The organism is Gammaproteobacteria bacterium, assembly GCA_016195665.1.
In the GTDB taxonomy this organism is placed as follows: domain Bacteria; phylum Pseudomonadota; class Gammaproteobacteria; order SURF-13; family SURF-13; genus JACPZD01.
Genome location: JACPZD010000001.1, coordinates 126,605 through 147,204 on the forward strand (window position 1 = coordinate 126,605; position 20,600 = coordinate 147,204).

Below are 20,600 nucleotides of genomic sequence, written 5' to 3' on the forward strand. Positions count from 1 at the left end.
ACTACTGATGAACTCATAAATCTAAACCGCCAAGACGCCGAGGTCACAAAGAAATTTAAAACGTTGAAAATCAAACTCGTCAACCCGCAGGGTGACCACTCAAGCTTGCTCAACTTCTTGTCTAATTTAGCGTTCTTGGCGCCTTGGCGGTTTCAACCGCTTTTTCCAGGATAAACTCAGGCTGCAACTCCCGGCCGCTACCGGAGTCGAAACCGGTATCATGGTGAAAATAGCTCATAGATCGAATCTTCGTTACGCCGGACCGGCACTCGTCGCGTTGTTAACTGCGTGCGCCACCACACCGCCGTCCGCCTTACAGGGCACATTCTCCACCCTCACCCCGCAGCAGTCCCTTACACAGGCCGCGACGGGCCAGTCGGTACGCTGGGGTGGCGAGATCATCCAAACCCTGCCGGGCAAAGACGAGACCTGCTTCGAGATCATCGCCCGTCCGCTCGACGGCACGGCTCGCCCCATCCTCGGCGACAATGCGCAGCAGGGCCGCTTTATCGCCTGCAGCCAGGGTTTTTACGACCCCGAGGTATACGCCAAGGGGCGTGAGCTGACGGTAGCCGGCCGGCTCCGCTCGCCCACTCAGGGCAAAATCGGCGAGTACGAGTACCATTATCCGCGCGTTGAGATAGACAGGCTGCAGCTGTGGCCGCTGCGTGTCAGGGTTTATGACTACCCGCCGTATTACTACGACCCCTTCTATGATCCCTTTTATGATCCGTTCTGGCCGTTTGGGCATCCCCGGCGCTGGCGATGACTGTGACGAAGCACGCCTTGGGTCTATTCGCGATGATGCTGACGGCCTGCGCCGCTACATCCCCGTTTGGCAGCGCAAAGCTGTCCGGGACGGACAAGACCCTCTCGTATCAACAGGCCGTAACGGATTCCGGGCCGCTGCGCGGCCGGCGCATCGTGTGGGGCGGCAGCATCATCGCCACGCGCAATCTGGCGCAGCACACCGAGGTGGTGGTGCTCGCCTATCCCTTGGATGCGCAGGCGCAGCCGCTCATCTCGAAATCCGCACTCGGCCGCTTCGTCCTGATCTGGCCCGGCTATCTGGAGTCAGCGGACTATGCGCCCGGCCGCCGGCTGAGCGTCATCGGTGATCTGGACGGTCTTCGTGACGAGCTGCTGGGGGGATCCCGCCACACCTACCCGGTGATACAGGCTCAATATCTCTATCTATGGCCGCTCGAAACCGGACCGGCAGTTTCGCCCCGCTTCCATATTGGCGTGGGAGTAGGTGTCAGATTGTGACGTAACTATTTGACTTATATAATAAAGATTATAAACACCCTTTTTATCGTATACTAGTAACTCAATATCTTCTTTCCTGACAATACCACTTTGCAGTAAAAGGTCATGAATACCTCCATCGAAATCGCCCGCAATCTGATCCTGGCGCCCTCCGGCATGGACGAGGCCGCGCTTTATAACGTGCTCGACCAGATCATGCATCACCGCATTGACAGCGCCGACATGTATTTTCAATCCAGCCGCCAGGAGTCGTGGCATCTGGAAGACGGCATCGTCAAGGAAGGCAGCCACAATATCGAACAGGGCGTGGGCGTGCGCGCGGTCAGCGGCGAAAAAACCGGCTTCGCCTATTCCGACGAAATCCTGTTGCCGGCGCTGACCCAGGCCGCCAAGACCGCACGCGCCATTGCGCGCAACGGTCAGCACGGCAGCGTCAAAAGCTGGCAGGGCAAGGCGGGTCATGCGCTGTATGTGCCCCTCGACCCGGTAGCCACGCTCACCGAAACCGGCAAGGTGCAGCTTTTGCACCTGCTGGACAGCGAGGCGCGCCGGCTCGACCCGCGCATCAAGCAGGTGATGGTGAGCCTGGCCGCTGAACAGGACGTGATCTTAGTGGTAGGCAGCGACGGCGCATTTGCCGCCGACGTGCGGCCGCTGGTGCGGCTCAACGTGAGCGTGATCGCGGAGCAAGGCGGCCGGCGTGAACAGGGCAGTGCGGGCGGTGGCGGGCGGGTGAGTTACCAGTACTTTCTCGACAGCGAGCGCGGTCTCGGCTACGCACGCGAAGCCGTGCGGCAGGCCTTGGTGAATTTGGAAGCGGTGGCGGCGCCCGCCGGCACCATGCAGGTGGTGCTGGGCCCCGGCTGGCCGGGCGTGCTGCTGCACGAGGCCATCGGCCACGGCCTGGAGGGCGACTTCAATCGCAAGGGCAGCTCCGCCTTCGCGGGACGCATCGGCGAACGGGTGGCCTCGGAACAGTGCACGGTGGTGGACGACGGCACGCTCGAAAACCGGCGCGGCTCGCTAAACCTCGACGACGAAGGCACACCGACACAGTGCACCACGCTCATCGAAAACGGCATCCTCAAGGGCTATATCCACGACAAGCTGAATGCACGTCTGATGGGCGTCAAGCCGACCGGCAACGGGCGGCGTGAATCCTACGCGCATCTACCCATGCCGCGCATGACCAACACCTACATGCTGGCGGGCGGCTATTCGCCGGATGAAATCATCCGCTCGGTGGACAAGGGCCTGTACGCCGTCAACTTCGGCGGCGGCCAGGTGGACATCACCTCCGGCAAGTTCGTATTCTCGGCGAGCGAGGCCTATCTGATTGAGAACGGCAGAATTACAAGACCCGTGAAGGGTGCGACCCTGATTGGCAACGGCCCGGATGTGCTCATGCGCGTGTCCATGGTCGGCAACGATCTGGAGCTCGACACCGGCGTCGGCACCTGCGGCAAGGAAGGTCAAAGCGTGCCGGTGGGCGTCGGCCAGCCGACGCTGCGGATTGATGGGTTGACGGTGGGCGGGACGGCGTAGTACTAAGAGCTTATCCACAAATAATTTACCGCAGAGGACGCAGAGGAATACCTTACAAGAAGGGTTTGTTTCTCCTCCGCGCCCTCCGTGGTGAAGCCTTTTCATCGCAAGGGAGACACAGGGGAGCTATTTATGGATATGCTCTAAATCCCCGCATACCACTCGTAGCCTTCATCTTCCCAGTAGCCGCCATTGCCGTCGGCGATCTTCTCAAAGCTCTCCACCAGCTCGATCTTCATCAGATATTTAGCGTGTTTGTAACCGAGCTGGCGCTCCACGCGCAGCCGCAGCGGCGCGCCGTTGGCGATGGGCAGCGGCTTATCGTTGAGCTCGTAGGCCAAGATCGTCTGCGGATGATAGGCATCTTCCATGTCTACGCTTTCGTAATATTTCTTACCGTCCTCATCCATCGGATCGGCGCAATAAAACATCACATAGCGGGCATTGGGCAGCGGCTTGACCCGCTCCAGCACGGTGCCGAGCCGCACGCCCTTCCACTTGCCGATGGCGCTCCAGCCCTCCACGCAATCGTGGCGGGTGATCTGCGTGCGTGCAGGCAGTGAGTGCAATTCGGCCAAGGAAAGGCTGCCTGGGTGTTCGACCAGCCCTGTGACCTCCAGACGCCAGTTGATAAACTCATTGGCGGCGAGCGCCCGATACTCGGGACTGTCTGGATTGTCGGTGCCGTTGCTGCGAAATACCGGGGAGAGATCCGCTGCGCTGAATTCCTTCGCCATCGCGTTGCGCGCCGTGACCAGGCGTTGAACGCGATAGGTAAGTTGCTCGGCGCTTTCCAGCATCCGTACGAATCCGTCGTTGCGGGACAGCTTGTCGCAGCCTGCCAAAAACAGCGCTGAGATCCCTCCGAGGGCCCTGAAAATAAAATTGCGGCGATTTATTTTGTTCATGAGCGCACCGTATACCAGCCGGTAATCATGGAGCGCAGATTATTCCAGACACCGCTGATCAGCACCATGAAGACGTGAATCAGCACAAAGGCGATGAAGGCGAAGGCGGTGATAAAATGAATCGTGCGGGCCGATTGCCGGCCGTCGAATAGCGTCAACAATTCGGGAAAGGAGGCGTTCAGCATCGGCGACATGGACAAGCCGGTGAGTACGATCAGCGGCCCCAGGCCGAAGATCACCAGGATATAGGTGATCTTCTGCAGCACGTTGTAGCGGCGCGCGGCCTCACCCTTGGGATGGCGGAACAGAAGATGATCGAGCACGGAGCGGCCGATGCCGCGAAGATCCTTCCACCAGGGGATGAGGTCATTGGCAAGGTGCCGGCTGATGATAGCGTAGAGTACGAACAGCAGGCCGTTTACGACAAACAGCCAGGCGAAAAACAGGTGCCAGCGCCGCCCCATCGCGAGCCACTGCGAGCCGGGTAGGGTAGCCCAGTCGGGAAATCCGCGGGCGCGTGTTTGTCCCGCGCCGTTCGTCGAGACGCCGAGGACGCCCGTGGTGTCATACGCGTAATCGAGGACGCGGGTCATGCCAATCAACTGGCCGCTCTCATCGCGCATGGCCTTCAGGCTGAGCAGGGCCTTGCCCGGATCGGAGCGTTCGCCCCAGTAGAGAGAGGGATGGGCGTTGAAGATTTGTAGGCCGCTCATCACCAAAATTATGAGGCACAACACATTGACCCAGTGCATCAGACGGACCGGCAGGCTGTGACGATAGATCCAGATTGCGGTTTTATTATTCATTCTGCATACCTGTAGCATGGGCAAACGTTTTTGTTTGCCCGCGCGTAATCACTGTTATTAGCCTACTCCGATTAAAATCGTACTACAATCCTCGTTTATGTACAGGGCTATTGTCTTTTTATTAGCGCTGTTCAGCGCGGCTGTTGTATTGAACGGCTGCGCCGGATTGCCCCACGTCAGTGCGCCGGAGGAAGGGCGCGGTGGCCCGGCACGGCCTTGCGAGGAATTTTTTTCAAGTGTTGACCAGGCGGTGATGAATGCGGGCGCGGCCGATGCGCAGGCTGCCCGTATCCCAGGCTTCCCCTATCTGCGCGCCGATCGTTTTCTTTCCAGTTTCCGCACCGAAGCGGCCTCAAATGCGGTCTTTACCGCTTGGGTGGAGAGGATGCAAACCTTGGCGGAAACCGGCTATCGCGTTGAACTCAACAACCTTGGCGAAGCCGAGCGTGTCCGTCTGCTGCGTTTCATTCCGGCAGGCATAAACAGCAATGATCTCAACGCGGCGATACGCGAGTGCGGTGGTATGTTGCGCGGCTCCGACATGAACGACCCGCAGCGGCGTGAAGCGCTTAGAACGATCGTGCGCGCGCCACCCGAATACCGTAGCTGGCAACGTGTGGCGGGCTTGTACCCGCTGACTGCGATGGCCTTCGCCTGGGGCATTGATCGCTGGCATGAAGATGTGCGCCAGGTGTTTGCGCGCGACGTCGCCGCACTACCCGTAGATGGACAGCTCATTCGTTATGCACCGGCTGTTGCATCCCCGCCGCTCAGCGCGCACGAGGTTGCGGCAATATTGGAACGCGCCCGCCGCAATCCGCTGCGTATCCCCGAGCCGAGCGCTGCGGAGTTACAGCACCTCTTCGAGAATTTTGCGCCCATTTTTGAAGTGGATACCCTATCGGAGGACGATCGCCTTGGCGCGCCGATGTGGGCAAACGGCGAAAACCCTGTCGTTGATACCGCTCGGCCTACCCTCTACACGCTTAGTTCATACACCCGTTACGCAGATGAAATCCTGCTCCAGTTGAATTACGTCGTGTGGTTCCCCGCGCGCCCGCAGAGCGGCGCATTCGATCTCTTGGGCGGCCATATGGATGGGATCACCTGGCGCGTGACCTTAACGCCCGACGGCCGTCCATGGATGTACGACATCATCCACAATTGCGGCTGTTACCATCTGTTTATTCCTGCTCTCCGCGCCGTGCCCCGCGGCCAGCCGGAGACCCTGGAAGAAACCGCCTTCGTTCCTCAGCTTGCGCCGGAATTGCAGCCGGGAGCACATCTGACACTACGTATTGCGCACACTACGCACTATTTGCAACGGGTGTTAGGGTCTCCCACAGTAACAAGGCACACCCTCGGTTATCGGTGGGCCGGCTATGATGACCTGCGCTCGTTGCCCACTTTATACGGTGGAAGGCGCAGCCTGTTTCTAAGCGATGGCATCGTGCCGGGCAGCGAGCGCGGCGAAAGATATTTTTTCTGGCCGATGGGTATCCCTCAACCCGGCGCGATGCGCCAATGGGGACATCACGCCACCGCCTTTGTGGGGCGCAGGCATTTCGATGATCCGGATATTTTAGAAAGGTATTTTGAACTAGTGCCGCAGCCGGCTATGGAAGCTCATTGATTCCGCGCCAAGGCGCTCCAGATCTTTAAGCTTGCCTTCCATTTCCTTGCCCACGTAGATTTGCGCTGTTTTTTCGTTATTGATTAGCGAGACGGAGCGGCCGCGCGTGTCAAACCGTTCATCGAACTGGCGCTGGATGTAACGCACCTCCTTCATGAAGACGTCTTGCAGAGCATAACTGCCCATGCCGACGAAATACAGGTCACTGATTCCCGGCCGTTCTGGCAATAGCTTGGCCTTATGCCTCGGCAATCAATTCCGGCTGACGGTAAAATACCTGCTCCGCGTTTACCCACTTGCGCGGGGCTGAAGATGAAACCTCGTCCCTATCGGCCAGCCAAAAATCGGTGTGTGGCAGATAATATAATGGCAAGACGGAGATCACCCAAAACACAGCAAACACCGGTAGCAGCCGCGGCAGGCGGCGCGCGCTCAACAGTTTGAGACTGAGAAAGAAAATCGACGCTTGCCAGACAACGAGGGCGTAATAGCTGTAATAGATCAGTCGTTGTGGCAGGCCTGGCGGAACTTGCGAATAGCTGCCCCAGTAACAGGGTTGCGACATAGATGATGGGCATGGCGCTCCCGGTAATCACCAGTACCTCCAGCACCAGATAGGGCATGCGGTACAGCCAGGCGATGACTACACAGGCGAGCAGCAGGAGGGTTAAACTCAGGCTGTAGGAAGATAATCCCCACAGGTTGAACTGCGCCGGGGCGCCGATTCAAAAATAATCGGCGCCGATCGAGAGCAACAGGTCGAGCGCGAACAGCGCAACGACCTGCTCCAGACTGATATGAAAATCAGCGGGACGAACTTTTTTGAATAGAGCGAGGTTTAGCCCACTGAGTAAATCTCGGTAAAAATTTCTCATGAGGCGCTCTTGAGTTTATGTGGCAAAAATCAGCTTCCCATCAATAGTTCCAGCAGCGCCTTCTGCGCGTGCAGGCGGTTTTCCGCCTCATCCCACACCACACTCTGCGGGCCGTCTATGACTTCGGCGCTCACCTCTTCGCCGCGATGTGCAGGCAGGCAGTGCATGAACAGTGCGTCCGGTCTGGCGAGCGCCATGAGCTTGGAGTTCACCTGATAATCCGCAAAATCGCGGGCGCGTGTATCCTGCTCCTGTTCCTGGCCCATGCTCGCCCAGACATCGGTGACGACCAGGTCGGCGTCTTTCACGGCCTCACGCGGATCGCGGACCAGTTTGGCGTTCTTCGCGCCTGCCTTGAGCAGGGCACGGGCCGGATCGTAGCCCGGCGGTGAGGCGATGCGCAGGTTAAACTCAAACAGCCGCGCCGCCTCGATATAGGAGTGACACATATTGTTGCCGTCACCCACCCAGGCCACGGTCTTGCCCTTGATGTCGCCGCGCTGCTCGACGTAAGTCTGAATGTCGGCGAGCAACTGACAGGGATGGTAGGTATCGGTGAGTGCATTGATGACCGGCACCTGCGAGTGCGCCGCGAAGCGCTCCAGCTTTTCGTGGGCGAAGGTGCGCACTACGATGGCGTCCACCATCCGCGACAGTACGCGCGCGGTATCCTCCACCGGCTCGCCGCGTCCGAGCTGGGTATCCTGCGGTGACAAAAAGATCGCGCCGCCGCCAAACTGGATCATGCCGCTCTCGAAAGACACCCGGGTGCGCGTCGAGGATTTCTCGAAGATCAGCGCCAGCACTTTATTTTTCAACGGTTCGTAACGCTCGCCGGCGCGCAGCATGTTCTTGAGCTCTATCGCGCGCCGAATCAATGTATGCAGTTCGGCGGCGGTGAGGTCCGCCAGGGTCAAAAAGTGACGCACGGCCATAGGTCAGACGACGCTAGGCGGCTTTGGCAAAGGCGTGTATCAATGTACTCACACCCTCGATGATCTGGTCGGCCTCACCGTCAGTGAGGATAAGCGGCGGCAACAGCCGCACCACTCTCTCGGCGGTGACGTTGATGAGCAGACCCTGTGAAAGCGCCTGGCCGACCAGCTCGGCGCAGGGACGATACAATTCGATACCGATCATCAGGCCCTTGCCGCGGATGGCCCGTACCTGCTGATGACCGGCCAGTGCGCGCGCAAAGCCGTTGAGCATGTGCTCGCCCAAGACAGCGGCGCGCTCCGCGAGATGCCCCTGCTCCAAGCAGTGAATCACGGCTAGCGCCGCACTGCACGCCAGGGGATTTCCGCCAAAGGTGGTCGCATGACTGCCGGGCTTAAAGGTCTGCGCGGCCTCGCCTAGCGCAAGGCAGGCGCCGATCGGTACGCCGTTGCCGAGTCCCTTGGCCAGCGTCATGACATCGGGTTTTATATCGCTGTGCTGGAAGGCGAACCACTTGCCGGTGCGGCACATGCCGGTTTGAATCTCGTCAAGCATCATGAGCCAACCGTATTCATCGCACAAGGCGCGCACGCCGCTGAGATAATGTTCATCGGGGACGTTGACGCCGCCCTCGCCCTGTATGGGCTCAATCAGCACCGCGACGATGTTGTGATTGTTTCTGGCGACGGTACGCAGCGCATCGAGATCGTTAAAGGCGACCCGCACAAAGCCTTGCACCAGCGGCTCGAAGCCGGCCTGGATGCGGCGGTTGCCGGTGGCGGTGAGGGTGGCCAGGGTGCGGCCATGGAAGCTGTCCTCCGCAACCACGATGGTAGGCAACTGGATGCCTTTTTGATGGCCGTAGAGGCGCGCGAGTTTGATGGCGGCCTCGTTGGCCTCCGCGCCGGAGTTGCAGAAAAACACCTTATCCATACCGGACAGGCGGATCAGTTCGGCCGCCAATTCTTCTTGTCTCGCAACGCCGTAGTGATTAGAGGTGTGCACCAGGCGTCCGGCCTGTGTACAAATCGCCTCGGTCACCGCCGGATGGGCATGACCTAAACCGCACACCGCCACCCCGCTGAGGGCATCGAGATATTTACGGCCGTGGTTGTCCCACAACCAGGCGCCGGCGCCGTGATCGAAGGTGACCGGCAGCCGGTTATAGGTGGACATTAATGAATCCGTCATGTTCCAGAATCCCAAAAACAAAAAGGCAGCCCCATGACAGGGCCGCCAGTTGTAAAATGCGATTTTAACCTAAAAACGCCTAACGGCAAATGTAAGCGGTGTGTAGTACGACATCAGGTAAACAGTGTCACGCCGTGGCCCGAGGCGCCCATAAAGAACAGCATGGGGATAGAAAGCGCGGTGTTGGTGCGTGAAGCAAGAAAGGCCGCGCGGCGCGCCTTGGCCTTCTCGGCGTCCGTAGCGGGTTTGAGCCCCAACACCTTTTTCTGGTTCGGCCAAATTATTCCCCATACATTCAACAGCATAATCGTGCCCAGCCAGGCGCCTAAGCCGATGATGGCATCGTTGCCCTGAAGCGTGAAGGCAGGCACAAAGCGTGGCCCTAACAACGCAGCGCCCGCGAGCCAGGTGACGAGCGCCGACCAGCGGAACCAGAGCAGTGCACGCGGCAGCACATATTTGGTAATGCCCGCACCTCCCGGCCCGCCTTGATCGGCAGCGGCCGCCGCCATCGCAGGTGCTTGCACAAAGTTAAAGTAATATAGCAGGCCGATCCAGACGATGCCTGCGAGAAAATGGACCCAGCGTTCGAGTAGCGGTAACCATTCCATAATCATTCCTCTGTGTAATGTAGAAGCTCAGTAAACGGTTTATACAATCGCGTTGGCGATCAACGCCAATACAATCGTCAATACCAGCCCTGATATAATGGTTCCTAGAATAGAGTCGAGCGGATTCTTCATCGTTTTTTATCCTCCGTGGTTGGGATAAGGCTAGGGAATCTCTGATTGAGCCGGAGATCTCATAAGATAGCCGCTTAAAGAGTAAAGCAGCCCGCCTGACAATGCAACAGACAAAGTCCCCAAAACATGTGCGGAATTAGCGGCGAACTGAGATTTGACGGCCTGGCGCCGGATAGGCGCGCGGTGGAACGCATGACCGCGGCGCTTGCCCGGCGCGGTCCGGACGACAGCGGCTATTATCAAGACGGCCCGCTTGCCTTCGGCCATCGCAGGCTCGCGATCATTGATTTATCGCAACGCTCGCACCAGCCGATGGGGGATAACGAACTGGGCCTCAACATCGTCTTCAACGGCACTATTTACAATTACAAACTGCTGCGCGCCGAATTACAAACCCATGGCTTCCAATTCCTTTCCGACGGCGACACCGAGGTAATACTCAAGGCCTACGCCGCGTGGGGCGAACGCTGCGTAGAACGCCTGCATGGCATGTTCGCCTTCGCCATCTGGGACGGCGGCAAGCAAACACTCTTTCTGGCGCGCGACCGCCTGGGCATCAAACCGCTGTATTACACACACAGCCAAAATTATTTGCGTTTCGCCTCCACCACCCAGGCCCTGCTCGACGCGGGCGAAGTGGATATGCGCCTAGACCCCATTGCGCTCCATCATCAACTCACGCTGCATGCCGTAGTGCCCGCGCCGCGCACGATATTGCAAGGCATACGCAAGCTCGCACCCGCCACGACCATGACCGTGGATACGCAAGCCCGCATCACCACACGCCCGTATTGGCGGCTCGACGCGCAGCGTCCGCCACAGCCGAAATCCGAACAAGAGTGGATCGAAGCCATCCATCAAAAACTGCGTGAGGCGGTGGAAAAACGCCGCGTGATTGCCGACGTGCCGGTCGGCGTGTTGCTCTCCGGCGGGCTCGATTCCAGCTTGATCGTGGCGCTGCTCGCCGAGGCCGGGCAAAAAAATCTGCTTACATTTTCTATCGGCTTTGAAGATGTGGGCGCAGAAAAGGGCAGCGAGTTTGAGTTTTCGGATCAGGTCGCAGAGCGGTACGCGACACAGCACCATCGTTTTTTAATCCCCAACCGCGAAGTGCTTGCACGCCTGCCGGAGTGCGTGCGCAACATGTCCGAGCCCATGGTGGGGCAAGACGCGGTGGCGTTTTATCTGCTGGCCGAGCGCGTGGCGAAGGAAGTGAAGGTGGTGCAGAGCGGACAAGGCGCGGATGAAGTATTCGGCGGCTATTTCTGGTATCCGCTTATGGAGGCGGAGCGCGGCAGCGATCTGGAACGTTTTCGCAAACATTACTTTGACCGCACACACCAGGAATTTTTAGAAACTGTTGCGCCTGATTATCACGGCGCGGATCACAGCGCGCGGCTGGTCGAACAACTGCTTGCCGAGCCCGGAGCGGATACGTTTATGGATCGCGTGCTACGCATGGATGTCGCCACGCTGATCGTGGACGATCCGGTCAAGCGCGTGGACAACATGACCATGGCTTGGGGGCTGGAGGCGCGAGTGCCGTTTCTCGATCACGAATTGGTTGAACTCGCCGCCGGCATGCCGCCGGAATTAAAACTCAAGAGCGGCGGCAAACACCCGTTGAAGGTGATCGCACGCGGCCTGCTGCCGGACGCCGTGATTGACCGCCCCAAGGGCTATTTCCCCATGCCTGCTCTCAAATACGTGCGTGGGGAATTTCTAAATTTCATGCGCGAGGTGTTGCATTCGGAGGCCTGCCGCCAGCGCGGCCTGTTTCAACGCCCCTATGTGGAAAAACTGCTCGCCGCGCCCGAGCAACACATGACGCCGCTCAACGGCAGCAAGCTGTGGCAACTGGCGCTGCTGGAATATTGGCTGCAAGTGAATGTAGACGGTTGATCGTCCAGGTCCCAGCAGCCCCCTCGATGCAGTTTGTCACCGCAACAAAAACCTTGTAAGGTGTGCGCCACCATGCACGCGCGACTATTCGGCAACTGTACCTGTCACGGCAGACTGCTGAGCCTGCTGCTGGCCTTTGCGCTGGTGTTCGCCGCGCTGCATGTCAGCCAGCACGACCTGGTAGAGGGCGGCGGCCCTGCCGGACACAGCGAATGCCAGCTCAGTCATGTGCCGGGCGCGCTGTGGTGCGCGCCCGCCCCGCCCGCTCTGCTGCTTATTCTGGTCTTTGTTTTAGCCTTAAACGCCGCTTCACTCTACAGTCAAACCTCCTTGCGCCTGCGGCCTATCCGCGGCCCTCCCTTACCCTCCTGATCTGTTTCAGTTTTCTTCTACGGCTCGCCAAGGCATGGCGCGTCGTGGGCCTGGTTTTTTTGACCGGATAGACCGGATAGATATTATTGGGAGTCGTGTATGTTGAATATATTCACCCGCTACTCGCGGGCGGCGGCGGCCGCCTGCATGTTTGCCTATTCAGGCGCTCCGTTGGCCGATGATGCCGAAGCAGTGCAGCAACGCCTGCGGCAACTCGAGCAATAGATGCTGAACACGCAACAGGCCTACGAGCAGGAAATAAAATCTTTGAAGGCGCGCATCAGTGCCATGGAGGGCGCGGCTCAACAGGCCCAGTCGGCGCCCGCCCCCATCCATACTGCCGCGGCGCCCGGCCATATTCCCGTCCAGGTAGGGCTGAGCGGCCTGTTCACCGCCGGCGGATCGAGCGTGGACAACGCGGCCCTGGAGGGGCTGCAGGCCGGCGCGCACGATCCCAGTCGGCTTCTCCCCGCTGCTGCTGTCGTCACTGACCCCCTATGTCACGGTGGGGACGTTCTTTGCGACGCTGATGATCGTCGTCGCGGCGGTGACCTTGATCCTGTTGCCCGCCGCAACGCGGCTGCTCGGGCATCGCTATTTGAAGCTCGCTAAAATGTAGGGTGGGTTAGGCGCGTTTTTTTGCGCCATAACCCACCAATTCGTCGCGAAGCGACTCGTTGCAACACACAAGGTGCGCCTAACGGCGCGGCTGTCGATCTTTCCAAGTTGCCGATTCAAACCTGTTGGCCGGGCGATGCCGGGCCGTTGATTACCTGGGCATCGGTGATTACCAAAGGGCCGCACAAGGAACGGCAAAATCTCGGGATTTATCGCCAGCAAGTGATCGGTCGCAATAAAGTGATCATGCGTTGGCTGGCGCATCGCGGCGGCGCATTGGATTTTCGGGATTGGCAAAAAGCGCATCCGGGCAAGCCATTTCCAGTGGCGGTGGCGCTGGGCGCTGATCCAGCGACGATCCTCGGTGCAGTGACGCCGGTGCCGGATACGTTGTCGGAATATGCATTTGCCAGTTTGCTGCGCGGTGGTAAAACCGAAGTGGTGAAGGCGCTGGGCAGTGATTTGCAGGTGCCGGCGTCAGCGGAATTTGTGCTGGAAGGGCATATTCATCCGGGCGAGATGGCCGACGAAGGGCCGTTTGGCGATCACACCGGTTATTACAATGAAGTCGATAAATTTCCGGTGTTCACCATCGATCGCATCACCCATCGCGATAATCCGATTTATCACAGCACCTACACCGGCCGGCCGCCGGATGAACCGGCGGTGCTCGGTGTGGCGCTTAACGAAGTGTTCGTGCCGATTCTGCAAAAGCAGTTTCCGGAGATCGTCGATTTTTATTTGCCGCCGGAAGGGTGTTCCTATCGTGTTGCCTGCGTCAGTATTAAGAAACAATACGCCGGTCATGCCAAGCGGGCGATGCTCGGCGTCTGGAGTTTTCTGCGTCAGTTCATGTACACCAAGTTTGTGATTGTCACCGATGACGATGTGAATGTGCGCGACTGGAAGGATGTGATCTGGGCGATGACCACGCGCATGGACCCGCGCCGCGACATGGTGTTCATCGACAACACGCCGATCGATTATCTCGATTTCGCCTCGCCAGTTTCAGGCTTGGGTTCGAAGGTGGGGTTCGACGCGACCAACAAGTGGCCGGGGGAAACCACGCGCGAGTGGGGGCAGCCGATTGTGATGGATGCGGCGGTGAAACAACGGGTGAACGAGATGTGGGCGGCGCTGGGGATTGATTAACAATCCGCTGGCGCCTGGTTCATGTAGGGGCGATTCATGAATCGCCCCTACCATACCCGTTTGCCAAGCAGGGTCATGACAGAGATGGCCGCTGCTTGTTGTCAGCGTTGGAAAGACGTACAATATTATCGCCTCTGCGCTGGCCCGGCGGGGATCATTCTGGCCGGTCAGTCTGTTCAACTCGATTCGATCATCGTACACATTGGAGAATAATAGTTATGTTGAAACATCGTTTGATTGTGGCGGCGCTGGCCGTGGCGCTGGCACCGGCTGCTTACGCGGGCGCTGACAGCAAGGAGCAAGGCAAGGGACATGAAGTGCATTGGGGGTATCAAGGTCATGAAGGTCCTGAGCATTGGGGCGAGTTGAAGTCAGAGTTTGGCGCCTGCAAACTGGGTCAGACTCAGTCACCTATCGACATTGTCTCCGGCGAAGCCAAGAAGGGCGACCTGAAGCCCATCGAATTCCACTACGCCAAGATGAGCAACCCTGAAGTGCTCAACAACGGCCACACGATCCAGGTTAATTATGCTCCAGGCAGCTACGCGGTCATGAATGGCGTCAAGTACGACCTGTTGCAGTTCCACTTCCATGCGCCCAGCGAAGAGACCATCAATGGCAAGCATGGCGACCTGAACGTCCACCTGGTGCACAAGTCGGCCGAAGGCAAGCTGGCCGTTGTCGGTGTGCTGTTGAATAAGAGTGACAAGGGCAATGCCGTGCTGAACACGATCGCTGACGCCATGCCCAAGAAGGAAGGCAAGCAGGCGGCCAAGGGCGACATCAACGCCGCCGATCTGCTGCCAGCCGATCAGGCCTACTTCAACTTCCAGGGTTCTCTGACCACCCCACCCTGCTCCGAAGGGGTGAACTGGCATGTGATGATGAGTCCGGTCTCCATCACCGAGGCGCAGCTGAAGGCCTACACCAATATCTATCCAAAGACCAATCGTCCGATCCAGCCGAAGAACAACCGCCCCATCGCTGCTTCCAAGTAAGCATCCTGGTCAGCGGGCTGGAGTAGACGCCTGAACAAAAAGGGCCGCGAATGCGGCCCTTTTTCATGTTGATCCAGCCTCTGTATCGCCGCTCTTCCACTCGTTGGTGGTGCTTCCGCTGGCGCTGGCCTTGCCGGATGCCTGGATTCTGGCATCTGCCGTCATCGTGGCCCAAACACTGGTGGAGCTGGCCGGCGAATTGTTTTACATACGCCTGGTGCCATCGGTTATTTTCCGGGACGCAGGCTGCGGTGGCCCCGCTTCGGCAGGCCCCTGAGCGACGCGCTCATCACAGCCGTGCGGAAACGGTGCTTTGCTCCCGCTTGGCAGACGAAAGAAACCGAGGGGATTTTCGATGCAGACAGGCATCCACCAGGCGCTGCTCGCCGCCGTGCTGTTCGGAGCGAGCACGCCACTGGCAAAGTCGCTGACCGGCACAACCTCACCCCTGATTCTGGCGGGCCTGCTCTATCTCGGCAGCGGCCTGGGCTTGTCCGGCTGGCGGGCATGGCGGCGCCTGACCGCCGCGCCTTTGACAGAGGCGCCGCTGACACGCCCGGACCTGCCCTGGCTGGCGGGGGCGGTCGCCGCGGGCGGGATGGCCGCGCCTGTCCTGCTCATGTGGGCCTGAGTTCCGTGCCCGGCGCCACCGCCTCGCTGCTGCTGAATCTCGAAGGGGTGTTCACGGCGCTGCTCGCCTGGTTCGTGTTCCGCGAGAACTTCGATGCGCGGATCGCGCTCGGCATGGGCTTCATCGTGGCCGCGGGCGCGCTGCTCTCATGGGACCCGTCGGCCGGCTTCACGCTGCCCTTGGGCGCCCTGGCGGTGATCGGCGCGTGCCTGTGCTGGGCAATAGACAACAACCTGACCCGCAAGGTATCGGCGAGCGACGCGGCACAGATCGCCTCGATCAAGGGACTGGCCGCCGGCGGCAGCAATCTGGCGCTCGGCATCCTCATGGGGGGAACGCTGCCTTCGCCGCTCCATGCCGCAGGGGCGGCCGCAGTCGGGTTCATCGGCTATGGTGTCAGTCTGGTGCTCTTCGTGTTGGCGCTGCGCAATCTGGGCACGGCGCGGACCGGCGCCTACTTTTCCGCCGCGCCGTTCACCGGCGCGCTGATCGCCATGCTCTTCTTCGGGGAACGCCCCGGACCGTGGTTCTGGACGGCGGCGGGGCTGATGGCTGCCGGGGTCTGGCTTCATCTCACCGAACGCCATCGACACGAGCACACCCAGGAGCCGATCCGTCACGCCCACCGGCATGTCCATGACGAACACCACCGGCACGAGCATGACTTCGAGTGGGACGGGAACGAGCCGCATGCACACGAGCACGTCCATGCGCCGATCACGCATTGGCATCCCCATTACCCCGATCTGCATCACCGGCATCGGCACTGAGTCCTGGATGAAGGCCGCTGATACAATGAGGATCGGTGTCTATCCTGAGGTTGCTTCGTTGAATATAAACACAGAGGAGAGATGAGATGATGAGCGACTGGGACCACTTCGGCGGATGGGGAATGGGGTTTGGCATCGTGTTCATGGTGCTGTTCTGGGGGCTGGTCATTCTCGGAATCGCGGCGTTGATCCGCTGGCTGCTGACGCAGTCATCGTCAGACCGTGGCGCGCGCGGCAAGACGCCATTGGAGATCGTGCAAGAACGCTACGCCCGCGGCGAGATCGACCGGGAGGAATACGAGCAGAAAAAGCGGGATCTCGAATAACCAGAAGCAGAGGAGGAGACATGCCGCGCGCTGCTCGTGGTGGTGAAGGAGAACAACGAGCCGCTTATGGCCCGGACGAAAGCGGTCACCGGCCATCACTGGATTACGCACGGGCTTGCAACGCTCGGAGTGTTCGTGATCCAGGCGTTCATGCTCACGCAGGCCGGCCCGGCCCGCGACGGCCGACCGGCCCCCGCGCCCCTCGCCACGATCATTGCCGCATGCGTGCCGGATATTGCTCCAAGCGGCGAGTGCCGACGTGGCCGCCTCGCTGGGCTCTGCCTGCCATTCGGAACACGACACAGTGAACGGCGTACTGGCCAGCCATGGGAGTCGTTCCGTCCGCGCAGCGGGCGCGGTACGGCTCTCGGCGGGGGCAATGACTTCAGAGGAGGGCATCATCCACGTCGCCGCCGTGCTGATCAAGGCTTGGCAGCAGTTGGCCCATCAATGAAACCAGGGCGACTACGACGCTCGGTACGACACGGTGCGCAGCCGCTGGATAGGCGAAACTGAGTTCCGGCTGCTGTGCCAGCTACTCGATCTCCAGCCGGATGTCAGCCTGCTTGATGTGGGCTGCGGCACCGGCTGGTTCACCCGCCGCTTCGCGGCCCTGCCGGAACTGCGCGTGGCCGGGATCGACACGACCCCGAATGGCTCGCCTACGCGACCCGGAGGGCGATGCCCGTGCCCTGCCATTCGCCGACGCGAGCTTCGACCGCGTGGTGTCCGTGACCACACAGTGTTTCATAAGGGACTGGCCGCGCGCCTTGCAGGAAATCGTACGCGTCACCCCACCCGTTTCGCTATCGGCGTTCTCAATCGCACGAGCCTGCTATGGCGCGACAAGGGCCGAGGCGGCGGCACTGGCGTATACCACGGTGCGCACTGGCATACGTACACGGAACTGCGCCCTACCCTCGCCGTCTTGCCCATGGGCAACATCCGGTTTCGAACCGCGATCTTCTTGCCATCCGGCTCGTGCATCGCACGTGCCACTGAATATGTGCTTCCGAACGCGCTGCCCTGGGGTGGCTTCCTTGTCGTCTCGGGAGAGGTCACGCGCGCCAACATCACACCGTGACGGCATCAGCGTGATCAACCTACAAAACAGCGTTTCACCCTACCCACCCCCTGGACAAACCCAGGCCGCTGCCGAGTTTGAAATTTCGTACTTCATCAACGATAGGCCAGCAATCTCAGCGCGTTCAGCACCACGACGAGCGTCGAGCCCTCGTGGATCAGCACCGCCACGCCGATCCCCGCCCAGCCGAACAGCGTCGCGGGAATCAGCAAGGCCACCACGCCCAGCGACACATACAAATTCTGCCGGATGATGCGCCGCGATGCGCGGCTCAGGGCCACGGCAAAGGGCAGCCTGGAGAGATCATCGGCCATCAACGCCACGTCCGCGGTTTCCAGCGCCACGTCGGTGCCGGCGCCACCCATGGCGATGCCGACCGTGGCGCGCGCCATGGCCGGGGCGTCGTTGACGCCGTCGCCGACCATGGCCACCTGGCCGTAGCGCTGCCCGAGTTCTTCCATGGCCTTGACCTTGTCTTCCGGCAACAGCCCCGCTTTCACTTCGTCCAGGCCCACCGCGTCGGCGATGGCGCGGCCCACGCGTTCGTTGTCGCCGGTGAGCATGATGGTTTTGCGGATGCCGGTCCGGTGCAGGCGTTCCAGTACCTGCTTCACCCCGGCGCGCGGGGTATCGGCCAGGCCCACGACGCCGAGGAACTGCCCGTCGGCCTGGATGAGCATGATGCTTTTGCCTTTGGTCTGGAGGCGCAATGCGTGCTGCTGAACCACTTTGGGGATGGGTTCGCCGTCAAACAGCCTGGCGTTGCCGATGGCGATTTTTTGCCCGTCGAATTCGGCGCGCACGCCTCTTCCGGTCACGGCTTCGATCTCCCCGGCCTCGCCCCAGCTTAAACCGCGCTCCTTCGCCGCCGTCACCACCGCCTGCGCCAGCGGATGCGCGCTGCGGCTTTCCACGGCGGCGGCAACGGTCAGCAGACCTGCCTCGTCTCCGATGACGGCGACGACGTCAGTCACCTTAGGTCTGCCGACGGTCAAGGTGCCGGTCTTGTCGAAGGCGATGGCCGTGAGCACGCCGAGATTTTCCAGATGCACGCCGCCCTTGATCAGCACGCCGCCGCGCGCGGCGCGCGCGATGCCGGACAGCACCGCCGACGGCGTGGCGATGGCGAGCGCGCACGGCGACGCCGCCACCAGCACCGCCATGGCGCGGTAAAAAGATTCGGCGAACGGAAAGCCGAGCAGCGGCGGCAGCGCGATGAGCAACGCGGCGCCCACCAGCACGGCCGGCACGAAGATCCGCTCGAAGCGGTCGGTGAAGCGCTGGGTGGGGGATTTCTGCGTCTGCGCCTCGGCCACCATCGTTACCATGCGCGCCAGCGTGCTCTCCTGCGCCAGCTTGGTCACTTCGATCATCAACACGCCTTCGCCGTTGACCGTGCCGGCGAATACCTTGTCGCCAGGCTGTTTGTCCACCGGCATGGATTCGCCGGTGACCGGCGACTGGTCCACCGCCGAGTTGCCAGTCGCCACCTGGCCATCGGCGGGGATGCGCTGACCGGGCTTGACGATCGCCCGGTCGCCACGCAGCAACTCTTCGACACGTACCTCGATCTCCGCGCCATCGCGCTGCACGACGGCGGTCTTGGGCGCCAGTTCCGCCAGCGCCTCGATGGCCTTGCGCGCGCGGTCCATGGCCATGTGCTCCAGCACATGGCCCAGGCTGAACAGGAACAGCAGCAGCGCGCCTTCTTCCCAGGCGCCGAGCGCCGCCGCCCCGGCCGCCGCGACGATCATCAGGGTGTCGATGTCGAAGCGGCGGCTGCGCACACTCTGCCAGGCGTCGCGCAGCGTGTAGAAACCGCCGGCCGCGTACGCGCCCAGCAATAGCCCAAGCGAGAGGATGCGCGGTGCCTCGGCGCGACCCGCCAGCCAGCCGGCCAGCAACAGCAAGCCGGCTACTCCGCTAAAAATAAGCTCGCGATGCTCGGCGAACCATCCCGCCTCGCGGCCTTCCTCCAGCACGGCATAGCCGAGCGCCCGGATGCGGCCGACAATCGCCGGGCGCTCAATTTTCTCGTTGTCGAATTCCAAGCGCAGCCGTTCCGCGGTGTAGCTCACCGACGCTTCCAGCACGCCATCCGTGCGTTGCAGCGCGTGTTCGATCACCGTGGCGCAGGTGGGGCAATCCATGCCGTCGATGCGCAGGCTCGCATGACGATAGCGGTTGCCGAGCTTGGCTCCGGCCGCTTGCGCCAGCTCGCGCACCCGGCTCACGCTGAACCGTTCCGGGTCGTAGTGCAAGCACAGGCGGGCGCTGCCGTCTTCGCGGGCCAAGTGCACCTTTTCCAGTCCTTCGGCTTGCAGCAGTTCCGTCAGCCGCCCCACGCAGGCGTCGCGCTCGTCGGGAACATCCGGCAAGACCAGGGACAAATCCAGTTTAAGTTTTTCGGCCATGGCGCTACTCCTCGGAATCGAACGGTCACAGCGGTGGTATGCGCTGCGTTACTGCTTAAAGGCATCGATCTCTTTCACGGGTGATGTTCCGGGTGCGCGTTACTGCTGGGGTTTGCCGCACTGGCTGCAAAACTTGGTGCCTGCTGGCAGTTCCGCGCCGCAGCCGGAACATTTACCGGGCGACAGGGAAGCGCCGCATTGCTGGCAGAAGCGCGCTTCGTTCGCATTGGCGCTGCCGCACTTGGGGCAAGGATTGCCGGGATTGCCCCCACCTGGGCCAGTGTCCTGCGGATATCCTTGATAGCCGCCATGTTTGGAACCGCCACGATGACCGCCCTGATAGCCGCCGTGGTGGCCTCCATATCTGCCGCCCATCAAATTGCCCAACATTCGTTCGAAGAATCCCATGGTTTACTCCTTTGCAGTT

General features: G+C 60.6%; 20 protein-coding genes and 3 pseudogenes. 12 read left to right on the top strand and 11 right to left on the bottom strand.

Features of this window, described 5'->3' with window-relative positions:
• The first annotated feature begins 220 nt into the window (after positions 1-220).
• The 3 genes from HY028_00665 (at position 221) to tldD (ending at position 2,814) form a co-directional block, all read left to right on the top strand.
• Positions 221-769: a Slp family lipoprotein gene (locus HY028_00665; GenBank protein MBI3343390.1), complete on the top strand. Its 549-nt coding sequence runs from the start codon at positions 221-223 to the stop codon at positions 767-769.
• Complete coding sequence (locus HY028_00670) at positions 766-1,269, top strand: Slp family lipoprotein (protein MBI3343391.1); 504 nt, start codon at positions 766-768, stop codon at positions 1,267-1,269. The genes HY028_00665 and HY028_00670 overlap by 4 nt, the downstream gene beginning before the upstream one ends.
• 105 nt (positions 1,270-1,374) lie before the next feature.
• Positions 1,375-2,814, top strand: coding sequence for a metalloprotease TldD (tldD, locus tag HY028_00675; protein ID MBI3343392.1), 1,440 nt, complete (start codon positions 1,375-1,377; stop codon positions 2,812-2,814).
• A gap of 143 nt (positions 2,815-2,957) precedes the next feature.
• Here the strand turns inward: tldD and HY028_00680 are convergent, their stop codons facing one another.
• Positions 2,958-3,722 (bottom strand): molybdopterin-dependent oxidoreductase, encoded by a 765-nt coding sequence (locus tag HY028_00680; GenBank protein MBI3343393.1) that lies wholly within the window; start codon positions 3,720-3,722, stop codon positions 2,958-2,960.
• The gene (locus HY028_00685; protein MBI3343394.1) at positions 3,719-4,528 is read right to left on the bottom strand and encodes a cytochrome b/b6 domain-containing protein; all 810 of its coding nucleotides are present in this window, start codon (positions 4,526-4,528) and stop codon (positions 3,719-3,721) included. The genes HY028_00680 and HY028_00685 overlap by 4 nt, the downstream gene beginning before the upstream one ends.
• Before the next feature lie 97 nt (positions 4,529-4,625).
• On the opposite strand from HY028_00685, the gene HY028_00690 reads away from it, so the two are divergent.
• Positions 4,626-6,161 (top strand): hypothetical protein, encoded by a 1,536-nt coding sequence (locus HY028_00690; GenBank protein ID MBI3343395.1) that lies wholly within the window; start codon positions 4,626-4,628, stop codon positions 6,159-6,161.
• Here the strand turns inward: HY028_00690 and HY028_00695 are convergent.
• The 6 genes from HY028_00695 to HY028_00720 form a co-directional block, all read right to left on the bottom strand.
• Complete coding sequence (locus HY028_00695; GenBank protein ID MBI3343396.1) at positions 6,129-6,413, bottom strand: hypothetical protein; 285 nt, start codon at positions 6,411-6,413, stop codon at positions 6,129-6,131. The genes HY028_00690 and HY028_00695 overlap by 33 nt on opposite strands.
• Complete coding sequence (locus tag HY028_00700) at positions 6,400-6,726, bottom strand: hypothetical protein (GenBank protein MBI3343397.1); 327 nt, start codon at positions 6,724-6,726, stop codon at positions 6,400-6,402. The genes HY028_00695 and HY028_00700 overlap by 14 nt, the downstream gene beginning before the upstream one ends.
• A 160-nt stretch (positions 6,727-6,886) precedes the next feature.
• The gene (locus tag HY028_00705; protein MBI3343398.1) at positions 6,887-7,036 is read right to left on the bottom strand and encodes a hypothetical protein; all 150 of its coding nucleotides are present in this window, start codon (positions 7,034-7,036) and stop codon (positions 6,887-6,889) included.
• Positions 7,037-7,065: 29 nt separating this feature from the next.
• Positions 7,066-7,971, bottom strand: a complete 906-nt coding sequence (gene argF, locus HY028_00710) for an ornithine carbamoyltransferase (protein ID MBI3343399.1) — start codon at positions 7,969-7,971, stop codon at positions 7,066-7,068.
• Positions 7,972-7,984: 13 nt separating this feature from the next.
• Complete coding sequence (locus HY028_00715; GenBank protein ID MBI3343400.1) at positions 7,985-9,163, bottom strand: aspartate aminotransferase family protein; 1,179 nt, start codon at positions 9,161-9,163, stop codon at positions 7,985-7,987.
• A 113-nt stretch (positions 9,164-9,276) separates the two neighbouring features.
• Complete coding sequence (locus HY028_00720; GenBank protein ID MBI3343401.1) at positions 9,277-9,774, bottom strand: urate hydroxylase PuuD; 498 nt, start codon at positions 9,772-9,774, stop codon at positions 9,277-9,279.
• Positions 9,775-10,032: 258 nt separating this feature from the next.
• Between HY028_00720 and HY028_00725 the strand changes: the two genes are divergently transcribed.
• On the top strand, positions 10,033-11,808 hold the full coding sequence (locus HY028_00725; GenBank protein ID MBI3343402.1) for an N-acetylglutaminylglutamine amidotransferase: 1,776 nt from the start codon (positions 10,033-10,035) through the stop codon (positions 11,806-11,808).
• A 72-nt stretch (positions 11,809-11,880) separates the two neighbouring features.
• Entirely contained in the window at positions 11,881-12,180 is a 300-nt protein-coding gene (locus HY028_00730; protein ID MBI3343403.1) for a hypothetical protein, read from the top strand.
• 159 nt (positions 12,181-12,339) lie between these two features.
• Here the strand turns inward: HY028_00730 and HY028_00735 are convergent, their stop codons facing one another.
• Positions 12,340-12,630 (bottom strand): hypothetical protein, encoded by a 291-nt coding sequence (locus HY028_00735; GenBank protein ID MBI3343404.1) that lies wholly within the window; start codon positions 12,628-12,630, stop codon positions 12,340-12,342.
• A 261-nt stretch (positions 12,631-12,891) separates the two neighbouring features.
• On the opposite strand from HY028_00735, the pseudogene HY028_00740 reads away from it, so the two are divergent.
• From HY028_00740 to HY028_00765, 6 genes and pseudogenes are all read left to right on the top strand, one after another.
• A pseudogene (locus HY028_00740) lies at positions 12,892-13,950 on the top strand (UbiD family decarboxylase).
• Positions 13,951-14,168: 218 nt separating this feature from the next.
• Entirely contained in the window at positions 14,169-14,948 is a 780-nt protein-coding gene (locus HY028_00745) for a carbonic anhydrase family protein (protein MBI3343405.1), read from the top strand.
• 355 nt (positions 14,949-15,303) lie between these two features.
• Positions 15,304-16,349 (top strand): annotated as a pseudogene (locus tag HY028_00750) (DMT family transporter).
• A gap of 86 nt (positions 16,350-16,435) precedes the next feature.
• On the top strand, positions 16,436-16,675 hold the full coding sequence (locus HY028_00755; protein ID MBI3343406.1) for an SHOCT domain-containing protein: 240 nt from the start codon (positions 16,436-16,438) through the stop codon (positions 16,673-16,675).
• A gap of 235 nt (positions 16,676-16,910) precedes the next feature.
• Positions 16,911-17,129, top strand: coding sequence for a hypothetical protein (locus HY028_00760; protein ID MBI3343407.1), 219 nt, complete (start codon positions 16,911-16,913; stop codon positions 17,127-17,129).
• 33 nt (positions 17,130-17,162) lie between these two features.
• Positions 17,163-17,759 (top strand): annotated as a pseudogene (locus HY028_00765) (class I SAM-dependent methyltransferase).
• Positions 17,760-17,854: 95 nt separating this feature from the next.
• On the opposite strand, the gene cadA reads toward HY028_00765, so the two are convergent.
• Positions 17,855-20,173, bottom strand: coding sequence for a cadmium-translocating P-type ATPase (gene cadA / locus HY028_00770; GenBank protein ID MBI3343408.1), 2,319 nt, complete (start codon positions 20,171-20,173; stop codon positions 17,855-17,857).
• Positions 20,174-20,272: 99 nt separating this feature from the next.
• Positions 20,273-20,581, bottom strand: a complete 309-nt coding sequence (locus HY028_00775; GenBank protein ID MBI3343409.1) for a zinc-ribbon domain-containing protein — start codon at positions 20,579-20,581, stop codon at positions 20,273-20,275.
• Positions 20,582-20,600 lie beyond the last annotated feature (19 nt).

What these genes read in the sequence shown, in the direction of transcription:
- HY028_00665 (MBI3343390.1), top strand. Translation starts at nt 221, where the DNA reads ATGGTGAAAATAGCTCATAGATCGAATCTTCGTTACGCCGGACCGGCA.
- HY028_00670 (MBI3343391.1), top strand. Translation starts at nt 766, where the DNA reads ATGACTGTGACGAAGCACGCCTTGGGTCTATTCGCGATGATGCTGACG.
- tldD (MBI3343392.1), top strand. Translation starts at nt 1,375, where the DNA reads ATGAATACCTCCATCGAAATCGCCCGCAATCTGATCCTGGCGCCCTCC.
- HY028_00680 (MBI3343393.1), bottom strand. Translation starts at nt 3,722, where the DNA reads ATGAACAAAATAAATCGCCGCAATTTTATTTTCAGGGCCCTCGGAGGG.
- HY028_00685 (MBI3343394.1), bottom strand. Translation starts at nt 4,528, where the DNA reads ATGAATAATAAAACCGCAATCTGGATCTATCGTCACAGCCTGCCGGTC.
- HY028_00690 (MBI3343395.1), top strand. Translation starts at nt 4,626, where the DNA reads ATGTACAGGGCTATTGTCTTTTTATTAGCGCTGTTCAGCGCGGCTGTT.
- HY028_00700 (MBI3343397.1), bottom strand. Translation starts at nt 6,726, where the DNA reads ATGTCGCAACCCTGTTACTGGGGCAGCTATTCGCAAGTTCCGCCAGGC.
- HY028_00705 (MBI3343398.1), bottom strand. Translation starts at nt 7,036, where the DNA reads ATGAGAAATTTTTACCGAGATTTACTCAGTGGGCTAAACCTCGCTCTA.
- argF (MBI3343399.1), bottom strand. Translation starts at nt 7,971, where the DNA reads ATGGCCGTGCGTCACTTTTTGACCCTGGCGGACCTCACCGCCGCCGAA.
- HY028_00715 (MBI3343400.1), bottom strand. Translation starts at nt 9,163, where the DNA reads ATGACGGATTCATTAATGTCCACCTATAACCGGCTGCCGGTCACCTTC.
- HY028_00720 (MBI3343401.1), bottom strand. Translation starts at nt 9,774, where the DNA reads ATGGAATGGTTACCGCTACTCGAACGCTGGGTCCATTTTCTCGCAGGC.
- HY028_00725 (MBI3343402.1), top strand. Translation starts at nt 10,033, where the DNA reads ATGTGCGGAATTAGCGGCGAACTGAGATTTGACGGCCTGGCGCCGGAT.
- HY028_00730 (MBI3343403.1), top strand. Translation starts at nt 11,881, where the DNA reads ATGCACGCGCGACTATTCGGCAACTGTACCTGTCACGGCAGACTGCTG.
- HY028_00745 (MBI3343405.1), top strand. Translation starts at nt 14,169, where the DNA reads ATGTTGAAACATCGTTTGATTGTGGCGGCGCTGGCCGTGGCGCTGGCA.
- HY028_00755 (MBI3343406.1), top strand. Translation starts at nt 16,436, where the DNA reads ATGATGAGCGACTGGGACCACTTCGGCGGATGGGGAATGGGGTTTGGC.
- cadA (MBI3343408.1), bottom strand. Translation starts at nt 20,173, where the DNA reads ATGGCCGAAAAACTTAAACTGGATTTGTCCCTGGTCTTGCCGGATGTT.
- HY028_00775 (MBI3343409.1), bottom strand. Translation starts at nt 20,581, where the DNA reads ATGGGATTCTTCGAACGAATGTTGGGCAATTTGATGGGCGGCAGATAT.